Source organism: Burkholderia torrens (assembly GCF_984668525.1).
The window spans coordinates 506,640-525,461 of sequence record NZ_OZ480212.1; the positions used below are offsets into that span (position 1 = coordinate 506,640).

At 68.3% G+C, this 18,822-nt stretch carries 17 protein-coding genes and 1 pseudogene; 9 read left to right on the forward strand and 9 right to left on the reverse strand.

Annotated elements, in window-relative coordinates:
* Window positions 1-133 precede the first annotated feature (133 nt).
* Both AC5LXX_RS18595 and AC5LXX_RS18600 read right to left on the reverse strand, forming a co-directional pair.
* Window positions 134-1,492: a DUF3999 domain-containing protein gene (locus tag AC5LXX_RS18595; protein WP_493412602.1), complete on the reverse strand. Its 1,359-nt coding sequence runs from the start codon at window positions 1,490-1,492 to the stop codon at window positions 134-136.
* On the reverse strand, window positions 1,489-4,878 hold the full coding sequence (locus tag AC5LXX_RS18600; RefSeq protein ID WP_493412603.1) for a DUF2339 domain-containing protein: 3,390 nt from the start codon (window positions 4,876-4,878) through the stop codon (window positions 1,489-1,491). The genes AC5LXX_RS18595 and AC5LXX_RS18600 overlap by 4 nt, the downstream gene beginning before the upstream one ends.
* Window positions 4,879-5,349: 471 nt before the next feature.
* On the opposite strand from AC5LXX_RS18600, the pseudogene AC5LXX_RS18605 reads away from it, so the two are divergent.
* From AC5LXX_RS18605 to AC5LXX_RS18625, 5 genes and pseudogenes are all read left to right on the forward strand, one after another.
* A pseudogene (locus AC5LXX_RS18605) lies at window positions 5,350-6,651 on the forward strand (quaternary amine ABC transporter ATP-binding protein); the annotation flags it as partial.
* Window positions 6,644-7,540 carry a choline ABC transporter permease subunit gene (gene choW / locus AC5LXX_RS18610; protein WP_493412604.1) on the forward strand — a complete coding sequence of 299 codons (897 nt, stop codon included), beginning with the start codon at window positions 6,644-6,646 and terminating at the stop codon, window positions 7,538-7,540. The pseudogene AC5LXX_RS18605 and the gene choW, both read left to right, overlap by 8 nt.
* 107 nt (window positions 7,541-7,647) lie before the next feature.
* Complete coding sequence (locus tag AC5LXX_RS18615; RefSeq protein WP_124456469.1) at window positions 7,648-8,646, forward strand: GlxA family transcriptional regulator; 999 nt, start codon at window positions 7,648-7,650, stop codon at window positions 8,644-8,646.
* A 103-nt stretch (window positions 8,647-8,749) separates the two neighbouring features.
* A complete protein-coding gene (locus AC5LXX_RS18620; protein WP_493412605.1) occupies window positions 8,750-9,697 on the forward strand; it encodes a choline ABC transporter substrate-binding protein in 948 nt (315 codons plus the stop codon).
* A gap of 302 nt (window positions 9,698-9,999) precedes the next feature.
* On the forward strand, window positions 10,000-10,626 hold the full coding sequence (locus AC5LXX_RS18625; protein ID WP_493412606.1) for a trimeric intracellular cation channel family protein: 627 nt from the start codon (window positions 10,000-10,002) through the stop codon (window positions 10,624-10,626).
* Between the two features lie 9 nt (window positions 10,627-10,635).
* Here the strand turns inward: AC5LXX_RS18625 and AC5LXX_RS18630 are convergent, their stop codons facing one another.
* Window positions 10,636-11,061, reverse strand: a complete 426-nt coding sequence (locus tag AC5LXX_RS18630; protein ID WP_124456466.1) for a PACE efflux transporter — start codon at window positions 11,059-11,061, stop codon at window positions 10,636-10,638.
* A gap of 147 nt (window positions 11,062-11,208) precedes the next feature.
* Here AC5LXX_RS18630 and AC5LXX_RS18635 point away from each other — a divergent pair, with 147 nt between their 5' ends.
* The gene (locus AC5LXX_RS18635) at window positions 11,209-12,153 is read left to right on the forward strand and encodes a LysR substrate-binding domain-containing protein (RefSeq protein ID WP_493412607.1); all 945 of its coding nucleotides are present in this window, start codon (window positions 11,209-11,211) and stop codon (window positions 12,151-12,153) included.
* Here AC5LXX_RS18635 and AC5LXX_RS18640 read toward each other — a convergent pair.
* The 3 genes from AC5LXX_RS18640 to AC5LXX_RS18650 all read right to left on the reverse strand — a co-directional run bounded on the left by AC5LXX_RS18640 (window position 12,140) and on the right by AC5LXX_RS18650 (window position 14,408).
* Window positions 12,140-13,288, reverse strand: coding sequence for a WD40/YVTN/BNR-like repeat-containing protein (locus AC5LXX_RS18640; protein WP_493412608.1), 1,149 nt, complete (start codon window positions 13,286-13,288; stop codon window positions 12,140-12,142). The two genes, AC5LXX_RS18635 and AC5LXX_RS18640, sit on opposite strands and share 14 nt — an antisense overlap.
* A gap of 67 nt (window positions 13,289-13,355) precedes the next feature.
* Entirely contained in the window at window positions 13,356-13,625 is a 270-nt protein-coding gene (locus AC5LXX_RS18645) for a MoaD/ThiS family protein (protein WP_493412609.1), read from the reverse strand.
* A gap of 93 nt (window positions 13,626-13,718) precedes the next feature.
* Window positions 13,719-14,408 (reverse strand): aspartyl/asparaginyl beta-hydroxylase domain-containing protein, encoded by a 690-nt coding sequence (locus AC5LXX_RS18650; protein ID WP_493412610.1) that lies wholly within the window; start codon window positions 14,406-14,408, stop codon window positions 13,719-13,721.
* 211 nt (window positions 14,409-14,619) lie between these two features.
* Here AC5LXX_RS18650 and AC5LXX_RS18655 point away from each other — a divergent pair, with 211 nt between their 5' ends.
* Entirely contained in the window at window positions 14,620-14,964 is a 345-nt protein-coding gene (locus AC5LXX_RS18655; RefSeq protein ID WP_493412611.1) for a DUF4148 domain-containing protein, read from the forward strand.
* A gap of 71 nt (window positions 14,965-15,035) precedes the next feature.
* Window positions 15,036-15,311, forward strand: a complete 276-nt coding sequence (locus AC5LXX_RS18660; RefSeq protein WP_493412612.1) for a DUF4148 domain-containing protein — start codon at window positions 15,036-15,038, stop codon at window positions 15,309-15,311.
* A gap of 177 nt (window positions 15,312-15,488) precedes the next feature.
* On the opposite strand, the gene AC5LXX_RS18665 is transcribed toward AC5LXX_RS18660, so the two are convergent.
* The 3 genes from AC5LXX_RS18665 to AC5LXX_RS18675 form a co-directional block, all read right to left on the reverse strand.
* Window positions 15,489-16,016: a cytochrome b gene (locus tag AC5LXX_RS18665; RefSeq protein ID WP_493412613.1), complete on the reverse strand. Its 528-nt coding sequence runs from the start codon at window positions 16,014-16,016 to the stop codon at window positions 15,489-15,491.
* 70 nt (window positions 16,017-16,086) lie between these two features.
* Window positions 16,087-17,502: an ATP-binding protein gene (locus AC5LXX_RS18670; RefSeq protein WP_493412614.1), complete on the reverse strand. Its 1,416-nt coding sequence runs from the start codon at window positions 17,500-17,502 to the stop codon at window positions 16,087-16,089.
* The gene (locus AC5LXX_RS18675; protein ID WP_124456457.1) at window positions 17,499-18,158 is read right to left on the reverse strand and encodes a response regulator; all 660 of its coding nucleotides are present in this window, start codon (window positions 18,156-18,158) and stop codon (window positions 17,499-17,501) included. Before AC5LXX_RS18675 ends, AC5LXX_RS18670 begins: the two co-directional genes overlap by 4 nt.
* Before the next feature lie 295 nt (window positions 18,159-18,453).
* On the opposite strand from AC5LXX_RS18675, the gene AC5LXX_RS18680 reads away from it, so the two are divergent.
* Entirely contained in the window at window positions 18,454-18,804 is a 351-nt protein-coding gene (locus AC5LXX_RS18680; protein WP_493412615.1) for a hypothetical protein, read from the forward strand.
* The last annotated feature ends 18 nt before the right edge of the window (window positions 18,805-18,822 follow it).

Consider the following 18,822-nt stretch of genomic DNA (forward strand, 5'->3'; position numbering starts at 1 on the left):
CGCCGCGTCGCGGCGAACGGACGTTTACGCGCTTTTTATGCGCTGGCGCGATCCTTCGCCGCGATCTTCACGCGCGCCTTCACAAGATGGTTGCGTGGAAACGGAAACCTCGCGTGCGACGACGCGCGTTGCGTCACTCGTCGCGGCCGCGCGTGTCGCCGCCGCCCTTCGCGAGCCGCCATGCGATCGTGCCGAGCACACCGACCGCGACGACCAGCGCGCCCCACAGCACGTAGCGGCGCGGCGCGTCCGTATCGGCGGCCGGCGCTGGTGCGACCGCCGACACCGGCAGCGCCGCGCCGACCCGTGCAGGCCGCACTTCGGGCGCCATGCCGACCAGCAGCGCATCGCGGCTCACCGCCGACGACACCAGCGATGCGTCGCCGACGCCGAGCGTGAACGGCGGCGTGCCGCGCGCGACGAAGGTCAGCGCGGCCGGATGCCAGCCGATCGCGACGGCCGGCTGGCCGCCGCCGAACCCGCCGTTGCGCATGTCGACGACGATCCGCCACGCGCGATCCGTGTTCGCCGCGAATTCGAGCGGCGGATTGCGTTGCTCGCCGGCCTTGCCCAGCAGCCGGAACAGCACGGCGCCCGCGACGTCGCGCCACGGCGCCTGGGCATCGGTACGGCTCTGCAGCGTCGCGCGCGCGACGGTGTTCGGCTGCGGCAGGTCGATGCGCACGCGATCGACCGGATACGCGCCGTCGGTGTCGAAGAGATACTCGCCCGGTGTGCTGCCGGCACGCACGTGCACCGCGTCGCGCCACTGGCGCGGCACGGACGCGGTGTCGGTACCGCGCGCGTCGCGCGGATGCGTCTCGACGTCGATCGACGCGATCGCGGGCGCGCCGTCGAGCCAGTCCAGCCGCAGGTAGCGCGGTGCGGCGCCGTCGAGCGCGATGCGTTCCTGCACGAGCATGTCGTCACCGTGGCCGACCTTCAGCAACTGCGTGCTGCCGAGCGACCGCCAGCTGCGCAGGTCGTCGCTCGCTTCGATCGCGACGCGCCCCTGGTAGCTGTCGTCGCCCACGTGCACGAGCAGCGCGTCGAGGGTGCCGTCCGTATGCGACAGGTCGACGAGATCGGCGCCGTGCTTCGTGCGCGCCGGTGCGGCGGTCGCCGCGCGCAGCGCGCCGTCCGGGCCGACCGTCACGCCGAGCGGCGCGCCGCCGTTATCGGCGCGGGCCGGCGGCAGCGGAAACCAGTGCACCGGCGCGCGCGTCGGCGGCACCGCGGGTGTGGCCGCGACGGGTGCGTCGAGCGAATACGGCACCGGTTCGCCCGCGCCGTTGAAGATGCGCACGTCGCCGAGATCGTCGCGCCGGCTCGCTGCATACACGGGCTGCGGCACGGTGAGCTGGTAATACGCGGCGCTGCCGTCGAGGTCGAGCGCGAAGCGTTGCGTGACGCGTCCGGCGTCAGGTGTGCCGTCGGCCGCCGCGAACGACGCGAGCAGGCTCAGTCCGAGCAGGGCGGCGAGCCGCTTCATGGCCGGTCGTCCTGTTGCGCGGCAGCCTTCGGCGGCAGCGGCGAGAAATAGCCGATCAACAGCAGCAGCACGCCGATACCGATGAACGACACGATGCGCTCGATCCCGGTCACGTGCGACAGGTCGAACAGGAACAGCTTGACGACCGTGAGCGCGAGCAGCGCGGCGCCGACGAACCACAGCGGGCGCAGCCCGCGGCGCGTAGCCCAGATCGTGATCGCGAGCGCGCAGAGCGTCCAGTACACGGACACCGATGCCTGCACGAGCGTCGATTCGGCCATCGCGCCCAATTCGTACGGCACGCCGGCCCAGTGATGCAGCGTGCGCAGCAGGATCGCGTTCAGCCACAGGAACGCGGTGGCGCCGGCCGCGCTCAGCAGCTCGACGCGATACGTGCCGAACGACCAGCCGAGCTTGCGCGCGCGGACGAACCACGACGCAGCGAGTGCATAGACGACCGCGAGCACGAGGTCGAGCGGGTTGAGGAGCGGTACGCGCGCCCAGCTTCCGCCGTCCTGCGTGAAGTTCGCGTAGAAGGTCCATACCCACATCACGACGATCAGCGGCAGCGACGCGAACGCACAGAGGCGGGCGATGCCGTCGCGGCGCGTCAGCCACATCCCGGCGAACGCGAACAGGCTCCAGCCGACCATGAACACCTGCTGGATGCCGAACGACGACAGCACGGTGTCGATGTCGTAACCCATGTGGAAGCGGTGGTGCAGCGTGCGCAGCATCAGCGCGTTGAACCACAGGAACACGGTCGCGATGGCTGCATAGTCGACGGTGCGCGGATGCCACGTGATGCCGAGCGCTTTCAGGCGGCGCAGCCACACGGCGAATGCGACGAAGACGAGACATTGCGCGATGTCGAGCGGATTGAGCAGCGGCAGCCAGAAGAGCGGTGCGGCGCTGCCGTCGCTGATCGTGCTCGCGATGCTCCACAGCCATAGCAGCGCGGCGAGCGGCGCCGCGCCCCATACCTGGTAGGCGCGCGGGAACGCGGCGACGGGCCAGCGCAGGCGCGAGCCGGGGCCCGACACGAGCAGAAGCAGTGCGCCGAAGCCGTACGCCCATGCGCTCCAGCTCCATGCGCCTTCGGGGACGAACGCGCGCAGGCGCCAGAAGCCTTCGAGCGACAGCAGCCCGCACAGGATCCAGAACGTCAGCGTATGCAGCGGCGCGATGATGCCGGCGGCGATCGACGGTACCGTGCCGTTCGCGGTATCGGCGCCGGCCGTGCCGCGCGACTGGCGCCGCAGCAGCGCGAGCGCTGCGCCGACGGCGACGGGCCACGCGAACGCACCCATCCCCGACAGCGGTGCTTCGTGTGCGTCGAACGCACGGAGCGCGAGCAGCGCGAGCACCGGCGTCAGCGCAAGCGCGGGCCATTCGGCGAGCGGCCACTTGAGCCGGCGGCGCGCGACATGGGCGAGCCACGCGGTGCCGACCGCGAACAGCGTGGTCGTATCGACGACGAAGCGATCGACATGCAGGTCGACGTGACGGCTCGCATGGACGAGGATCTCGTGCAGCCCGCCGCTGACCCACCACAGCAGCCCCCACGCGGCGGCAGCGGCGCCGATCTCGGGCATCCATGCATGCCACGCGCGCGCTTCGTCGCGTCCGTGCAGCCACCAGCCGGTGAACAGGCCGGCGAGCGCGATCAGCAGCATCGCGATGTAGGGGCCGTTGAGCACGGGCAGCGTGGTGGCGTCGGCCGGCCCGAGCAGGCTGGTGAAGAACGCGCCGGCCGCGGCGACCTGCATCAGCAGACCGAAGCCGAACGCCAGCAGGCGTTTCTGGCGCGCGCCGAGCCACACGACGGCCGCGCCTTCGATCGCCCATGCGGCGCTGGTCGTCGGGCCCGAGAAGGCGAGCGGCACGGCCAGCGTCGCAAAGATGACCGCAAGCGCGAGCATCGATTCGAACAGCAGCCCGAGGCGGTCGCGGCGCCGCGCGAGCCATGCCGCGACCGCGACGTAGAACGCGGACAGCGCGACGGCGCTCCACGCGAGCCCGAACGGCATGCCCTTCACGAGCGATGCCTGCAGCGCGGTCGCGACGATCGGCGTGCCGAACACGAGCGTGCCGTCCACGTAGTGCCGCAGCGCGAGTTCGCGTTTCACCGCATACAGCAGTGCGATGCCGACGTACATCAGGAAGAACAGGATCAGGAACGGTTCGGTGCTTGCGAACAGCGCGGGACGATAGGCCGTCACGCCCCACGCCGAGCCGATCGTGAACGTGAACACGAAGCCGAGCAGGTTCAGCGGGCGCCACGCCTTGAACCACGCGATCGCGAAGATGCCCGCATTCAGCAATGCGTAGTAGCTGAACAGCGCCACATGATTGCCCTGGCCGGTCGACAACAGCACCGGCGCGAGGAAGCCACCCGCACTGCCCATGAACGCGAGCGGCAGTGCGTTCTGCCGCACCGCGAGAAACGCGCTCAGCGCGCAGACCGCGACCATCAGCGGGAACGCGGCGCCGACGGGCAGCAGCGCGTAAAGCTTGGTTGCGGCGAAGATCGTCAGGTACAGGATGCCGATGCCGCCGCCCTGCAGCACGAGGCCGTATGCCGCGCGGCGCGCACGCACGCGCCAGCCGATCGCGAGCAGCGCGGCCGCGGCGAGCGCCGTGCCCGCGAGGCGGAACTCGATCGGCAGCATGTTGTTGTCGGCCGCGTACTTGAGCAGGAACGCGACGCCGAAGAACAGCACGATGATCCCGACGCGCACGACCGTGTTGCCGCCGAGCAGCCAGTCGCGCGCGGCGCCGAAAGCACGGTCGACGATGCCGGGTTCGCGCGGCACGGGCGGGGCAGGGCGGACCGGTGCGGCAGGCGGGCTTGCCATGGTATTGGCGGGAGCAGGCGCAGGTGCGGCCGGGCGCGCTGCGGTTGCCGGCGCGGGCGTCGCGGCAGGTGCCGGTACAGAGGTCGAGGCGGGTGTGCCTGCCCGCGCGACGGCAGGTTGTGCGGGTTGTGCCGGTTGTACGGGCGGTGTCGGGACGGGCGTCGACGGCGGCGCGGATGCCGCGCCGGCCGACGCCGTTTGCGCGATGCTGCCGGCGGTGGCCGCACCTGCCTTCGCGCCGGCCAACTGGGCGCGCAGCGTGTCGAGTTCGCGCGTGAGCGTGTCGACGGTTGCTTCGAGGCGCGCGACGCGATCGGCGAGCGGCAACGGCGTGGGCGACGGTGTCGCGGACATCGCGAACGCATCGGGCGCGGCAGGCTTGTTCTTGAGCTTGTGCTGCTGCAGCGCGTGACCGATGCAGAACCCGACGGCGGCCCCGAGCAGCGAGCCGTTCGCGGCCGAGAAATCCCCGATCAGGGCGGCGATGCCGCCCACGACGAAACCGATTACGGCGAATGCCCAGTTCAACGCCTTGCTCCCTCTCGCTATCGTTATCGTCCATCGATCGCGGATCGCACCGGATCGAGGCGGTTTCAGCACGGCCGGCAGGCGAACCGGCATGCGCGTGCGGCATGGGCGGACCCCGCGGCAACGTCGCTATCAGCGTGTTTGCGGGGAATGTATCACAGCGGCCCGTCGCGGATTTCCGCGGTTGGTGCGGTATCGCGGCGTGCGCCGTCCGGTGTCGCCGAACGGCTTTTTGCACGGTCATGCTTTTTACCGGTGAATGCGACGGGCGCTTTCGTCTGAACAGACCGCCGTCGGATCGGACGTGGATTTGTCGCAAAGCGACGTGCGGCCGACCCGCATTGGCGCAAAATCTCATGCGATGCGCGCCGCGCTGCTGCGCACAAGTCGGACGCGCGATGCCCGCCGTTGCTGGATGTGCGCGTATTGCGCCGCCGCAATCGGGTGCTGCCGCGTGGCGCGGCCCGCCAGGCGGGGCTGGAGGCCGTGTCGTATTTGCGCAAGCGTTTGTCGTAATTCGTCGGCAGGTCGGGGTTTTTTCTGGCAACTATGTAGGCACGCTATGACAAGCGCGAGTCCCCGCTACACGAGGAGAAGGTTTCGATGGATGCCCCCAAGGTCGTGGTCGAAGGTCTGTGCAAGGTATTTGGAAGCAACCCGCAGCAGGCGCTCGACATGCTCGCCGCCGGCGCGACGAAAGACGATGTGCTCAAGCGCACCGGTCAGGTCGTCGGCGTGCACAACGTCTCCTTCGATGTGCAGGAAGGCGAAATTTTTGTGCTGATGGGCCTGTCCGGCTCCGGCAAGTCCACGCTGATCCGCCTCGTGAACCGGCTGGTCGATCCGAGCGCCGGCAAGGTGATGATCGACGGGCTCGACGTCGCGTCGGCACGCCGCTCGGCGCTGACCGCGCTGCGCCGCAAGGACATGAGCATGGTGTTCCAGTCGTTCGCGCTGATGCCGCATCGCAGCGTCGTGTCGAACGCCGCGTTCGGCCTCGAAGTCGCGGGCATGGGCAAGAAGGAACGCGAGCGCCGTGCAATGGAAGTGCTCGAGCAGGTCGGCCTCGCGCCGTTCTCGCACAAGCTGCCGTCGGAGCTGTCGGGCGGCATGCAGCAACGCGTCGGCCTGGCCCGCGCGCTGGCCGTGAATCCGTCGCTGATGATCATGGACGAGGCGTTCTCCGCGCTCGATCCGCTCAAGCGCCGCGAAATGCAGGATGTGCTGCTGCAACTGCAGAAGGAACAGCGCCGCACGATCATGTTCGTGTCGCACGATCTGGAGGAGGCGCTGCGCATCGGCAACCGCATCGCGATCATGGAGGGCGGCCGCCTCGTGCAGGTCGGCACGCCGCAGGACATCATCGCGAACCCGGCCGACGACTACGTACGTGCGTTCTTCGACGGCATCGACACCAGCCGCTACCTCACGGCCGGCGACCTGATGCAGACGGGTGCGGTGCCGGTCGTGTCGAAGTGCGACGCCGCGAACGTCGCGGCGACGCTGAACGGCAGTGCCGAATACGCGTTCGTGCTCGACGCCCAGCGCAAGATCCGCGGCTTCGTCACGCGCGAGGCGATCGGTCAGGACACGCCGTCGGTGCGGCCGATCGAAAGCATCCGGCGCGACGCGTCGCTCGAACATGTCGTCGCGCGTGTGGTCGCGAGCCCGAATGCACTGCCCGTCGTCGACGACGACGGCTGCTACTGCGGCTCGGTCGATCGTGCGCTCATCCTGAAGGCCATCACGCGTTCGCGAGGCTCCCATGTCTGAAATGATTCCGCTCGGTAGCTGGGTCGACCAGTCCGTTCACTACCTGCTCGACCATGACGCGAAGACGTTCGACGCGATCGGTCAGGCGATCGAGGGGCTCGCCGCATTCGTCGAGCACAGCCTGCAGGCGATCCCGATGTGGCTGATGATGGCGATCTTCATCGGTGTCGGACTATGGCGGGTGGGCTGGCGCTTCGCGCTGTTCACCACGCTGTCGCTGCTGCTGATCTTCGCGACGGGCTTCTGGGATCAGACCGTCATCACGCTCGGCCTCACGTTGTCGTCGACGATCATCAGCCTCGTGCTCGGCATTCCGCTCGGCATCTGGGCTGCGAAGAGCAAGTGGGTCGCGGCGATCGTGCGTCCGATCCTCGACCTGATGCAGACGATGCCGGCCTTCGTCTACCTGATTCCGGCCGCGATGCTGTTCGGTCTCGGCCGCGTGCCGGGGATCCTGTCGACGGTGATCTTCGCGATGCCGCCGGCCGTGCGCCTGACGAGCCTCGGCATCCGCCACGTGAACCGCGAGATCGTCGAAGCCGGCCAGGCCTTCGGCTGCACGCCGTGGCAGCTGCTGTACAAGGTGCAGTTCCCGAATGCGCTGCCGTCGATCATGCAGGGCGTGAACCAGACGATCATGATGGCGCTGTCGATGGTGATCATCGCGTCGATGGTGGGTGCGGGCGGCCTCGGCAACGACGTGCTCGCGAGTATCCAGCGACTCGACATCGGCCTCGGTTTCGAAAGCGGTCTGTCGGTCGTGCTGCTCGCGATCATTCTCGACCGCATCACCGAAAGCTTCGGCCGCGCGCCAGGCACCGTGAAGGCGCCGCTGTTCGCCGGTCTCAAGCAGCTCTTTCGCGTGAAGGCTGCACCCGCACAGGCCTGAGCGCCGGCGGCCGGCGTGCTACCGGCCGCTCACCCTGAATAGATAACGGCCTCCGCGGCTTGCGCCGCGGGGTTGGCCCCCTGCAACCTCCTCGCCAGGAGACCGATGTGACGTCCGCCGTCGCTGTTGCGCCCGCCGCCTGCGTTTCACCGGTTTCGTCCCTTGCCCATTTCGGCTTCCTGACGCTGCCGAACTTCTCGATGATCGCGTTCTCGAGCGCGGTCGAGGTGCTTCGGATGGCGAACTACGTCGGGCGTGCCGACCACTACAAGTGGTCGATCTACTCGCTCGACGGCGCGCCCGCGCATGCCAGCAACGGCATCGCGGTGCGGCCCACGCAGGCGCTCGACTACGAGAACCTGCCCGACGTGATGATCGTGTGCGGCGGCATCCGCATCCGCGACGTGGTCGACGAAGGCGCGCGCGATACGCTCGCGGCGCTCGCCGAACGCGGGCTGCCGCTCGGCGGCATCTGCACGGGTGCGTACGCGCTGATGTCGAGCGGGCTGCTCGACGGCTATCGCTGCACCGTGCACTGGGAGAACCTGTCCTCGCTGCATGCCGAGTTTCCGCAGGTCGGCTTCGCCGACGAGCTGTTCGTCGTCGACCGCGACCGGCTGACCTGCACCGGCGGCACCGCGCCGCTCGACCTGATGCTGAACCTCGTCGGCATGCGCTTCGGCCAGCAGCTGGCCGCGCAGGTGTCCGAACAGTTCATCCTGGAGCGCATCCGCAGCTCGACCGACACGCAGCCGATTCCGGTCGATGCGCGCGTCGGCTTCTCGCGCGCCGAGCTGATCGAGGTCGTACGGCTGATGGAGGCGAACATCGAGGAGCCGCTGTCGCTCGAGGAACTCGCGCGGCTCGTGCGGTTGTCGCAGCGGCACCTGCAGCGGATGTTCAAGGTATATCTGAACGTGTCGCCGACCCACTATTACCTGACGCTGCGCCTGAAACGCGCGCGCGACCTGCTGCGCACGACCGACGCGTCGATCGCGCGCGTGACGACGGTCTGCGGCTTTCATTCGCCGTGTCATTTCAGCAAGGCCTACCGCGCGCAGTTCGGCCACGCGCCGAGCTACGAGCGCCGGTTGCCGGGGCGCTGAACGAGAAGATGATTCGGTCCGCGACGTCGCCGGGATCGCGGCGCGCGGCTTCAATAAACGGTCCCGCATTCAAGCAAACGACATCACTTTGAGGAGAAGAAAGATGAAGCGCCTATTGATCGCAGCGGTGTGCGGGGTCGGGATAACCGCGCCGATGTCGGCCGTGTATGCGGCCGATCCGCCCGTATGCAAGAACGTGCGCTTCGCGGATGTCGGCTGGTCCGACATCGCGGCGACCACGGGCCTCGCGTCGACGATGCTGCAGGGCCTCGGCTACAACCCGACGAAGACGATCGCCTCGGTGCCGATCACGTTCGCCGGGATCAAGAGCAAGCAGATCGACGTGTTCCTCGGCTACTGGTCGCCGACGATGGACCCGATCATCCAGCCGTTCACGAAGGCCGGCACGATCAAGGTGCTCGCGACGCCCAACCTGACCGGCGCGAAATACACGCTCGCGGTGCCCGACTACGTGTACCAGGGCGGCCTGAAGTCGTTCGCGGACATCCAGAAGTACGCGGACAAGCTCAACGGCAAGATCTACGGGATCGAGCCGGGCAACGACGGCAACGCGCTGATCAAGAAGATGATCGACGGCAACCAGTTCGGCCTCGGCAAGTTCAAGCTGGTCGAGTCGAGCGAGGCCGGGATGCTGGTCGAGGTGAACCGCGCGGCGCGTGACAAGCAGTGGATCGTGTTTCTCGGGTGGGAACCGCATCCGATGAACGTGCAGATGAAGATCGATTACCTGACCGGCGGCGACGACGTGTTCGGTCCGAACTACGGCGAAGCGAAGGTGCTGACGGCCACGCCGCCCGACTATTCTCAGCGCTGCCCGAACGTCGCGAAGTTCGTGTCGAACCTGCAGTTCACGACGACGATCGAGAACCACGTGATGTTGCCGATCATGAACAAGCAAGACCCGAACAGGGCGGCGGCCGACTGGCTGAAGGCGAACCCGCAGGCGCTCGACAAGTGGCTCGCCGGCGTGACGACGCTCGACGGCAAGCCGGGTCTGCCGGCGGTGAAGGCGTACCTCGGCGTGCATTGAACATGACGTGTCGGGCTTCGCGGCTGCGGCTGGAAGCCTGACGTGTTATCCGAGCCGGTGGAAGCAGGGTGCGCATCCTGCTGCCACCGGCTTTTTGCTTCCGGCTTCACGTTCGGCCGTCAGTGGGCGGACGATACGCTAGACTGCTCGATCCCGATCGAGGAGACGGCAATGATACGCAGTGCGCTTGAGGTATCCGGATGGCGGCAGGTGGCCGGCAGGCGGCCGAGGCCGAACGTTGCGTCGGCTTGTCGCGACGCAGGCTGCAGCCGGACGATGCCGCATTGCGGCCATTCACGCGTATGAAGCGCATCGAGCAAGTGGTGCTTGCCGCCGATCTCGCGGGTACGGCGGTGTTCGCGGTCGAGGGTGCCAATGCGGCGATCGGCGCCGGGCTCGACCTGTTCGGCGTGATGGTGCTGTCGCTCGTCGTCGCGCTCGGCGGCGGCGTGATCCGCGATCTGCTGATCGGCGCGCGACCGCCCAGCGCCGTGAGCGACTGGCGCTATCCGGCGCTCGCGTTCGCGTCCGGGCTGTTCGCGTTCGTCTTTCATGCACGGGTGGCCGCGTTCTCGCCGTCGATGCTCACGACGCTCGATGCGGCCGGCCTCGCGTTGTTCGCGGTTGCGGGCGCGGTGAAGGCGCTCGAGTTCCGCGTCCACCCGTTCATCGCGACGCTGATGGGCGCCGTGACAGGGTGCGGCGGCGGCGTCGTGCGCGACGTGCTGCTCGCGCGGATACCGGTCGTGCTGGTCACGGACATTTATGCGAGCGCGGCGCTGCTTGGCGCGGTCGTCGTCGTGTCGTGCCGGCGGCTCGGTTGTCCGCCGGTCGTCGCGGCCCTGCTCGGCGGCATCGCCTGCTTTGCACTGCGGATGGCGGCGGTGCGCTTCGGCTGGCAACTGCCGAAAATCACGGGCGGGGCATAAGCACTCGCCTCACGACTCCTTCGTCGCCGCCGGCACGTCGAACACGCGATCGAACGCCCACTGGAACACGAACGCGTAACAGAAGAAAAACGCGAACAGCCCGATATCGACGACGAATGCGTCGAACCACGAGATGTCGAGCCACCACGACACGACCGGCACCAGAATGAAAATCAGCCCGCCTTCGAATCCGGTCGCATGCAGGATCCGCCGTCCGAGCGTACGCGTCGGCTGCCGGCGCGACGCTTCCCAGCGCTCGAACAGCGCGTTGAAGATCATGTTCCACAGCAGCGCGATCGCCGACATCGTCGCCGACAGCGCGCCCGAATAGACGAGATCCTGCTTGAAGATCGCCGCGATCGCGGGCGAGATACAGGAAATGGCGATCGCTTCGTAGAGCACCGCCTGCGTGATCCTGCGCGGTAGGCCTTGCACGTTGTTCCTCCGGTTCGACGGCACCCGCCGCGGCGCCGTGCCGCAACGTTCCGCAAGGCTATCCACGTTGCACGCGCGCTTCAATTCACCTAATCTCACCCCGATTGAATCGAATTCAACCCGGCCGCATCCGGCCCGCGAGGCCCCGTGTTCTCGAAAATTCCCCTGACCGCGTTGCGTGTATTCGAAGCGTCGGCGCGGCTCGGCACGTTCAAGGCCGCCGCGGACGAGTTGTCCGTGACGCCGGCCGCCGTGTCGCACCAGATCAAGTCGCTCGAAAGCCGGCTCGGCGTGCTGCTGTTCGAGCGCGGCGCGAGCGGCGTGCGGCTGACGGAAGAAGGCGAGCGGCTGTTTCGCACGAGCCACGATGCGTTGCTTGCGTTGAGTCGAGGACTGGACGCGGTGCGGCCTGACACCTCCGGGGAACGCCCGCTCGTGCTGACCACCACACCGGCCTTTGCTGCGATGTGGCTGATTCCGCGTCTCGGCGCATTTCGCCGCGTCGATCCGCATCTGCACATCAAGGTCGAAACCGGCAACACGCTCGTTGATCTCGAACGCGATGCACGAATCGACCTCGCGATTCGCGCGACGTCGCGCACGTTTCCGGCGCTGCACGAGATTGCATTGATCGACGAGTATTTCGGCGCATACGCGGCGAATGGCTTCGACGCGCATCGCACGGACGCGCCGCTCGACCTGATCGAGACCGTGTGGGATACGCCGCTGCCGGTGTCGGTCGACTGGGCGTCATGGTGTCGCGCGGCGGGGCGGGAAGCGTGGCTCGAACGCGCGGTGTTTCGTCACTACGACGACGAGCATTACGCGGTGCAGGCCGTGCTGCACGGACAGGGTATCGCGCTGCTCAGCTCGGTGCTGGCCGCCGAGCACGTCGAGCGCGGTGCGCTGATGCTGATCGAGCCTTCGGTGCGGCTCGACGGCGCGCGTTTCGTCGCGTTGTGCCGCCCCGGGCGCGAGCGCGAGCCGCAGGTCGCGCAGTTTCTCGACTGGCTCGAAGTGGAAATCGCGCAGACGCGGGAGGCGGTCGCGCGGATGGCGCCCGGCGACCGCCGCGCCGCTACCCGAATCTGACGCAATACACCGGCGGCAAATGCGCCGACACCTGTTGCCACTGCTCGCCGCCATCATCGGACGTCCACAGCCCGCCGGTCGTCGACGCCATCGCGAGGCGCGTGCCGGAATCGTCCACCGCGAGCCCGTGCCGGTACACGAGGTCGTATGCCGGCGCGGCCGGCAATCCGTTCGACAGGCTCTCGAAACTGCGCCCGCCGTCGCGCGTGCGCGTGACGACGAGCCGGCCGTTCACCGGAATCCGGCACGCATCCTTCACGGCCGGCACGAACCACGCGGTGTCCGGTTCGTGCGGATGCACGGCCACCGCGAAACCGAAGCTCGACGGTTGTGCTTCGATCCGCCGCCAGTGCTCGGCGCCGTCGGTCGAGCGGAAGATCGCGCAGTGATGCTGCGTCCACAGCACGTCCGGGTTGGCCGCGCACTGCACGACGCGGTGCGGATCCTGCATGTTGGGCTCGCCGCGCCGCCCGGGCGGCATGTAGTCGGCTTCCATGCCCTCCGCGGTCACGCGCCACGTCGCGCCGCCGTCGGCGGTCTGCCAGACGCCGCCGCACGAGATGCCGACCGTCACGTGCCGGCTGTCACGCGGATCGACCATCACCGAATGGATGCCCGGCGCGTCGTATCCGCCGCCGCCCCATTCGGCGCGCTCGGGGCGATCCCACAGCGCGCGGTTGAGCACCCACGAGTCGCCGTGGTCGTCGGAGCGGAACAGTCCGCCGGGAATCGTGCCGGTCCACAGCACGCCCGGCTCGTCGGCGCCGCCTGCTTCGAGCGACCAGATCTGCTGCAGCGTCCACGGCGGCTGCGGTGTGCCGGGCGGCGCGTCGTCCGCGTTTCCGGTTCCGGTGTGCGCACCGGCGCCGGCGGGCGCCGCGTCGGGCGGTTGCGGCGGGTAGACGGGGACCGCGCATTCCTCCCAGTCGGTCGCGCCGGCGCGCTGGCGATGCAGCTTCACGCCGAAATGGCCGAGGTTGAGCGCCGCATACAGCGCGCCGTCGCGCGGGTCGGCGAGCGCCATGCTGACGGGTTCGCCGATGAAATGCGGTTCGCCGAGCGTCCAGCCGCCGCGGCCGTCGGGTTGCAGGATGAACAGGCCCTTGCGGGTGGCGACGAGCAGTCGATCGTTCATGTGCGATGTCTCCTGAGGGGCCGGCCCGGCATTCGGGCGCCGGGTCCGGGTCGATGCATCCGTCCCTTTATCCGCCCGTCAGCGCCTGGACGACATACACGCGGCTGGCATCGCCGAGCGTATCGGACAGGCGCTGCCGGTCGCGTATCGGCTGGCCGTCGATGAACACCGACAGGTGCTTTCGCAGGGCGCCCTGGTCGTCGAGGATGTAGCCGCGCAGCCGCGGCTGCTCGCTGAAAACGGTGTCGAATGCTTCGCCGACCGTGTGCGCGTCGATATCGCGCTCGGGCGTTTCGATATGCCGCTGGATCGACGCGGCGAAGAAGAGATGCGCCATGGCGGTGGCTGGCAGGAGCCGCGCGGAAGGGACGGTCTGTAGTGTAGGCGATCCGCTGGAAGCTGAAAGTCGGGATGGCGCCGCGCCGGCGCGCTAGACCGGAATCGACCGTCCGCGGAGCCGGATTCCCAGCCGCACGACGCCGATCACCGCATTCGACAGCCAGGTGAGCGGACGCGGCAAGCCGCGCCGGCGGATATCGAGCAGCAGCACGATCCTCACGGCGTCGCTGTCGTTCCACACCTCGTGCACGAACGTGTCGTCCCACAGCAGGAAGCGGCCTTCGTCGAGCCGGTATTCGCGGCCGTCGACCTTCAGCACGGCGGCCGGCGTGCCGTCCGCGCGCTTCGGCATCGACAGCACGAGATAGCCGCGCAGGATGCCGCGGAACGGCCCGCGATGCGGCGGGATGTGCTTGCCGGGCGCGAGAAAGGACAACGACGCGGACAGCACGTCCGGCGATGCCGCGACGAGCGACGCGACGGTCGGGCAGCGTGACAGGTTGCGCGGGAATCGCTGGCCGTACGCCTGCATGATGAACATCCGCCAGTCGCGTGCGTCGTTGGCCGAGATGTCGTACTGCTCGCGCATGATTTCGTGGAAGCGCGGGATGCGCGGCATGTCGCGCGCGACGGCGAGCGCCTCGGCCTGGATCGCGGGCCAGGCGCGCACGAAACGCTCGGCGTCCGGGAACGCGGCCGTGTCGAGCACGGCGCCGCCATCGATATGGCGGTCGTACAGCGTGCGCAGCAGGGCGGCTGCATGGTCGTAAGCGGCGGACATGGTCGATCGATGGGCAGTCCGGATGAAGTGGTGGTCAGTCTGCCCGAAGCACGACGGGCACTGCGTTACGTCAGGTTACGCCGGCTGACGAATGAATGACAGTTCCATGAAGGTCCGGCAGGCGCGAATGGACAAGCCGGGAATAAACCCGCTCCCTCCGTCGTCATACGGGTGTAGCACGTCGTCTCGTTGACTTCTGAAGGAGCGGAACATGAATACGCATTGGCTGGTGGCCGCCACGGTGGTGGCGATGTCTGTCGCGGCTGTCGCGACGCAAGCGTCGGCACAGGCGCTGACGCGCGCGCAGGTCACGCAACAACTGATCGACGCCGAAAACAACGGGCTGCGCTTCGTGACCGATACGTCGTATCCGGACGTGAGCCCGCTGTTCCGGCAGCAGGCCGAACAGATGCCGCAGCGCCAGGCGAGCACGGCGGTCGGCGGCGATCCGGCCGTGTCGTCCGAAGCAGGCAAGCCGGCGACGATGTCGCCGCATCCGCGCGCTGCCGCATGCGTCGGCCCCGCGAGTTTCTGCGCGATCTATTTCGGCAGCTGACGCACCCGCCTGCATCCGCAGGTCACGCATTCAACCCGGTTGATCGATACACAGCATTGAAGGAGTTCATGATGAAACCATATATCGCACTACTGACGATGATCGCAGCGATCGTCGGTCAGTCGGCATTCGCGCAATCGGCCGCGCCGCTGACGCGCGCGCAGGTTCGCGACGAACTGATGCGTCTGGAAGCGGCCGGGTACGACCCGGCGAAGGGCGACGACGGCGAGTATCCGGCGGACATCCAGGCCGCGGAAGCAAAGCTCGCCGAGCAGGATCGTGGGCGGACGGCGGCGTCGGCCGCGCATGCGCCGGCGCCCGGCATGCCGACGCAAACCAGCAACTAGGTGCCGACATGATCGTGTGTGAAGTCTGGCCGTCGTGTTCGCGGGACGGCAAGCCGCATGCCCTTCGCGCCACGCGCCGTGGTCGAAGGGCGCCCGCTGCGATGCCGCTCATTGCTCGCCGCTTCGCGCGGCGCCGCGATCAGCTCGTCAACCGGCCGCGCTGAGCCGGGACGTCGTTCACCACGGCATCATGCGCTGCACGACCTGGTCGCGCAGCACGAAGCGGTGCAACAGCGCGGCCGCCACATGCAGGCAGATGCCGGCGAACAGCGCCCACGCGAGGATGCCGTGCACGTCGCCCATCGCGTGACCGAAACCGGAGCCGGCCGCCGACAGCGCCGGCAGCGGAATGACACCGACCAGCGTCACGGCCCATGCGCGCGACGACGCGTTGATCCAGCCGAGCAGCGGCACGACGATCAGCAGCGCGTAGAGTGCGCCATGCGTGATGCCCGACAGCGCGCGCATCGCGGGTGACAGGTCGCTGGCAGGCGGGCGATGCGTCGCGCGCCACAGCACGCGGCACGCCATCGCCGCGAGCAGCGCGGTGCCGACGAGCAGGTGCGCGGCGATCAGGCCGACCGGTTGCGTGTCGCGATGCACGTCGGGCATCGTCCAGCCGATCGCATATTGCGCGACGACCAGCGCGACGATCAGCCAGTGAAGGAAACGGGCGACGGCGTCATAACGGGCGGGTGCGGACATGAAGACTCCTGGCGGGAGACGGGGGTTACAGGGTTCGGGCGGATTCTACGGTCGAATCCTTAACGAAACGTTAAGCGCGCGGCATCGATCCACCGGTATCCGCCGACGGCAGCGTGATCGCCACGCCGAGCCCCTGGCCACCGATACCGGACGCGAACCGCACGGTGCCGCCGAAATACTGCGCGATGCGGGTGACGATCGACAACCCGAGCCCGCTGCCGGGCGACTGCGCGCCGCTGCCGCGATAGAAGCGGTCGCCGAGCCGTTCGTGCTCGCCGGGTGCGACGCCAGGCCCGTCGTCGCGCACGACGATACGCTGCAACGCGCCGTCGTCGTGCACGCCGAGCTCGATGCGCCCGCCCCGGCGGCCGTACTTGACGGCGTTGTCGACGAGATTGTCGAGCAGGATGCCGATCAGGATCGGATCGGCGTCGATCGCGCGAGCGGAGAGGTCGCCGGCCACGATGGCGATGTCCTTGTCGGCGGCCTTCGCCAGATGGCGGTCGATGGCCGCATCGACGAGATCGCGCACGACGACCGCGCGCGTCGGAATGCGTTCGTACTCGTCGAGCCGCGCGAGCAGCAGCAACTGTTCGGCGAGCCGAGCGCTGCGGTCGACGCCTTGCACGACGCGCTGCATCGCCAGCTGCTTGCCCGCCGGATCGTCGGTCGCGATCGCCACCTGCGCCTGCACCTTGATCGCGGCGAGCGGCGTCTTGAGCTCGTGCGCGGCGTCGGACGTGAACGCGCGCTCGCGCACGATCGATTGCCGCAGCCTCGCCAGCAGGCGGTCGATCGCGTCGACCAGCGTGCGCACTTCGTCCGGGACGGTCGCGATGCCGAGCGGTTCGAGCGATCGCGCATCGCGCGCGCCGATCAGCGTGGAGAGTGTCTTCAACGGCGCGAGACTGCGTCCGATCGTGACCCAGAGCATCAGCGCGAGCACGGGTAGCGCGACGATCAGCGGCAGGACGATGCCGCGTGCGATGCCGGTCGCCAGATCGCTGCGCGTATTGACGGTCTCCATCACGCGCACGCGGCGCCCCGATGCGTTGTCGCGCAGTGCGTAAGTGCGCCATTGCGCGTTGCCGATGACGATCGTCTGCGGCGCGCCGCGCAGGTCGCGCGCATCGGGCAACCGGGCCGCGGCAGCGGGGAGGCTCGATGCAACGACGGTGCCTTGCGCGTCGCGCACGTCGAACAGCACGTCACGCGGCAGGCGGTCGCCGTCGTTGTCGGACCCGCGTCGCGATGCGCCGAACGCGAGTTCGACCCGCGCGTCGGGTGGCACGCGGGCAAGGCGCTCGAGGTCGGCGGGTGCAAGGTTGACCAGCAGCGACGCGGTTTCGGCGAGGCGGGCATCCTCCCATTCGCCGATCTCGCGCGTCGCGTAGTGGATGCTGCCGAACACGGCGACGAGCCAGACGACGGTCACGCAGCCGATCGCCATCAGCGACACGCGGTGTCGTATCGAGCGGGCGATCATGGGAGGTCGACGACGTAGCCGATGCCGCGGACGGTGCGGATCAGTTCCGCGCCGAGCTTCTTGCGCAGGTTCGAAACATGGACCTCGATCGCGTTGCTTTCGATGCCTTCCTGCCAGCCGTACAGGCTGTCCTCGAGACGTGCGCGCGACTGCGGCATGCCTGGGTGGCTGACGAGCTGAACGAGGATCGCCCATTCGCGCGATGTGAGTGCGATGCGCGACGCATCGCGCGTCACGGTATGCGCGGCCAGGTCGATCGTGATGTCGCGCCACACGATTTCGTCACCGGCCCGGCCCTGCGAGCGTCGCACGAGCGCGCGGCAGCGGGCGAGCACTTCCGTCAGCTCGAACGGTTTCGCGAGATAGTCGTCCGCGCCGTCGTCGAGGCCGCGGACGCGGTCGGCCACGGTGCCGCGCGCGGTCAGCACCAGCACGGGCACCGTATCGCCCGCGTCGCGCAGTGCGCGCAGCAGTTCCGTACCGGATTTGCCGGGCAGGCCGAGATCGAGCACGACGAGCGCGAAGCGCGTCGTCGCGAGCGCCGCGGCGGCTGCGTGGCCGTCGCGCAACCAGTCGACGTGATAACCGGCCTGGCCGAGGCTGATCTCGAGGCCGCTGCCGATCAGGTCGTCGTCTTCAACAAGGAGGAGTCGCATGGTCGATTCGTGTGCAGGCATCCGCGATTGTACGAGCCTGACCGCGTGCGCCGTGCAACGGAATGTAATCGGCCCCTGTTCGAACGCCGTGCGATTCTGAAGAACGCTTAAGGTTTGGCGCCGGCAATCCCGCTACCATCGGCCACGACATTTCCCGGGGAGTGCTCCGCTTTCCCTTGTCCCGAACCGGCGCAGGCGCGCGCGGCACGAGCCGGACGCACCTGCCCGCCAATCCGCGACCCTTTCGATCGGCGTACGGTCGATGCGTGTCGCCCGTACGGGAGGTTCATTCCTGATGGCACCCTCGACGATCGAGCGATGGCGCGCCTACCTGCTGATCGCCGCACTGGCCGGCATGTTCATCCAGTGTTTCGTGCTGGTTTTGCTACTTGCATGGCGCGTACCCGAAGCATTTTTCACCACGATGACGTTTCGCATCTGGATCGTCGTGGCGGTCGCCACCGCGATCCTGTCCGCCCGTAAGCTTGCCGGCGCGGCGTTCAAGGCCGCGATGGCATGCGGTTGCGTGCGCGTAACCGGAATCGATCGCCGCACGGTAGTTGTGTCATCTGATTGCGCGTACCGTCGGTTGGTCGTCCTTCATATCCGGCTCAACGGGAACCGATACGGCGGCGTGCACGGGTGAGCCCGCGTGCGCGCCGCC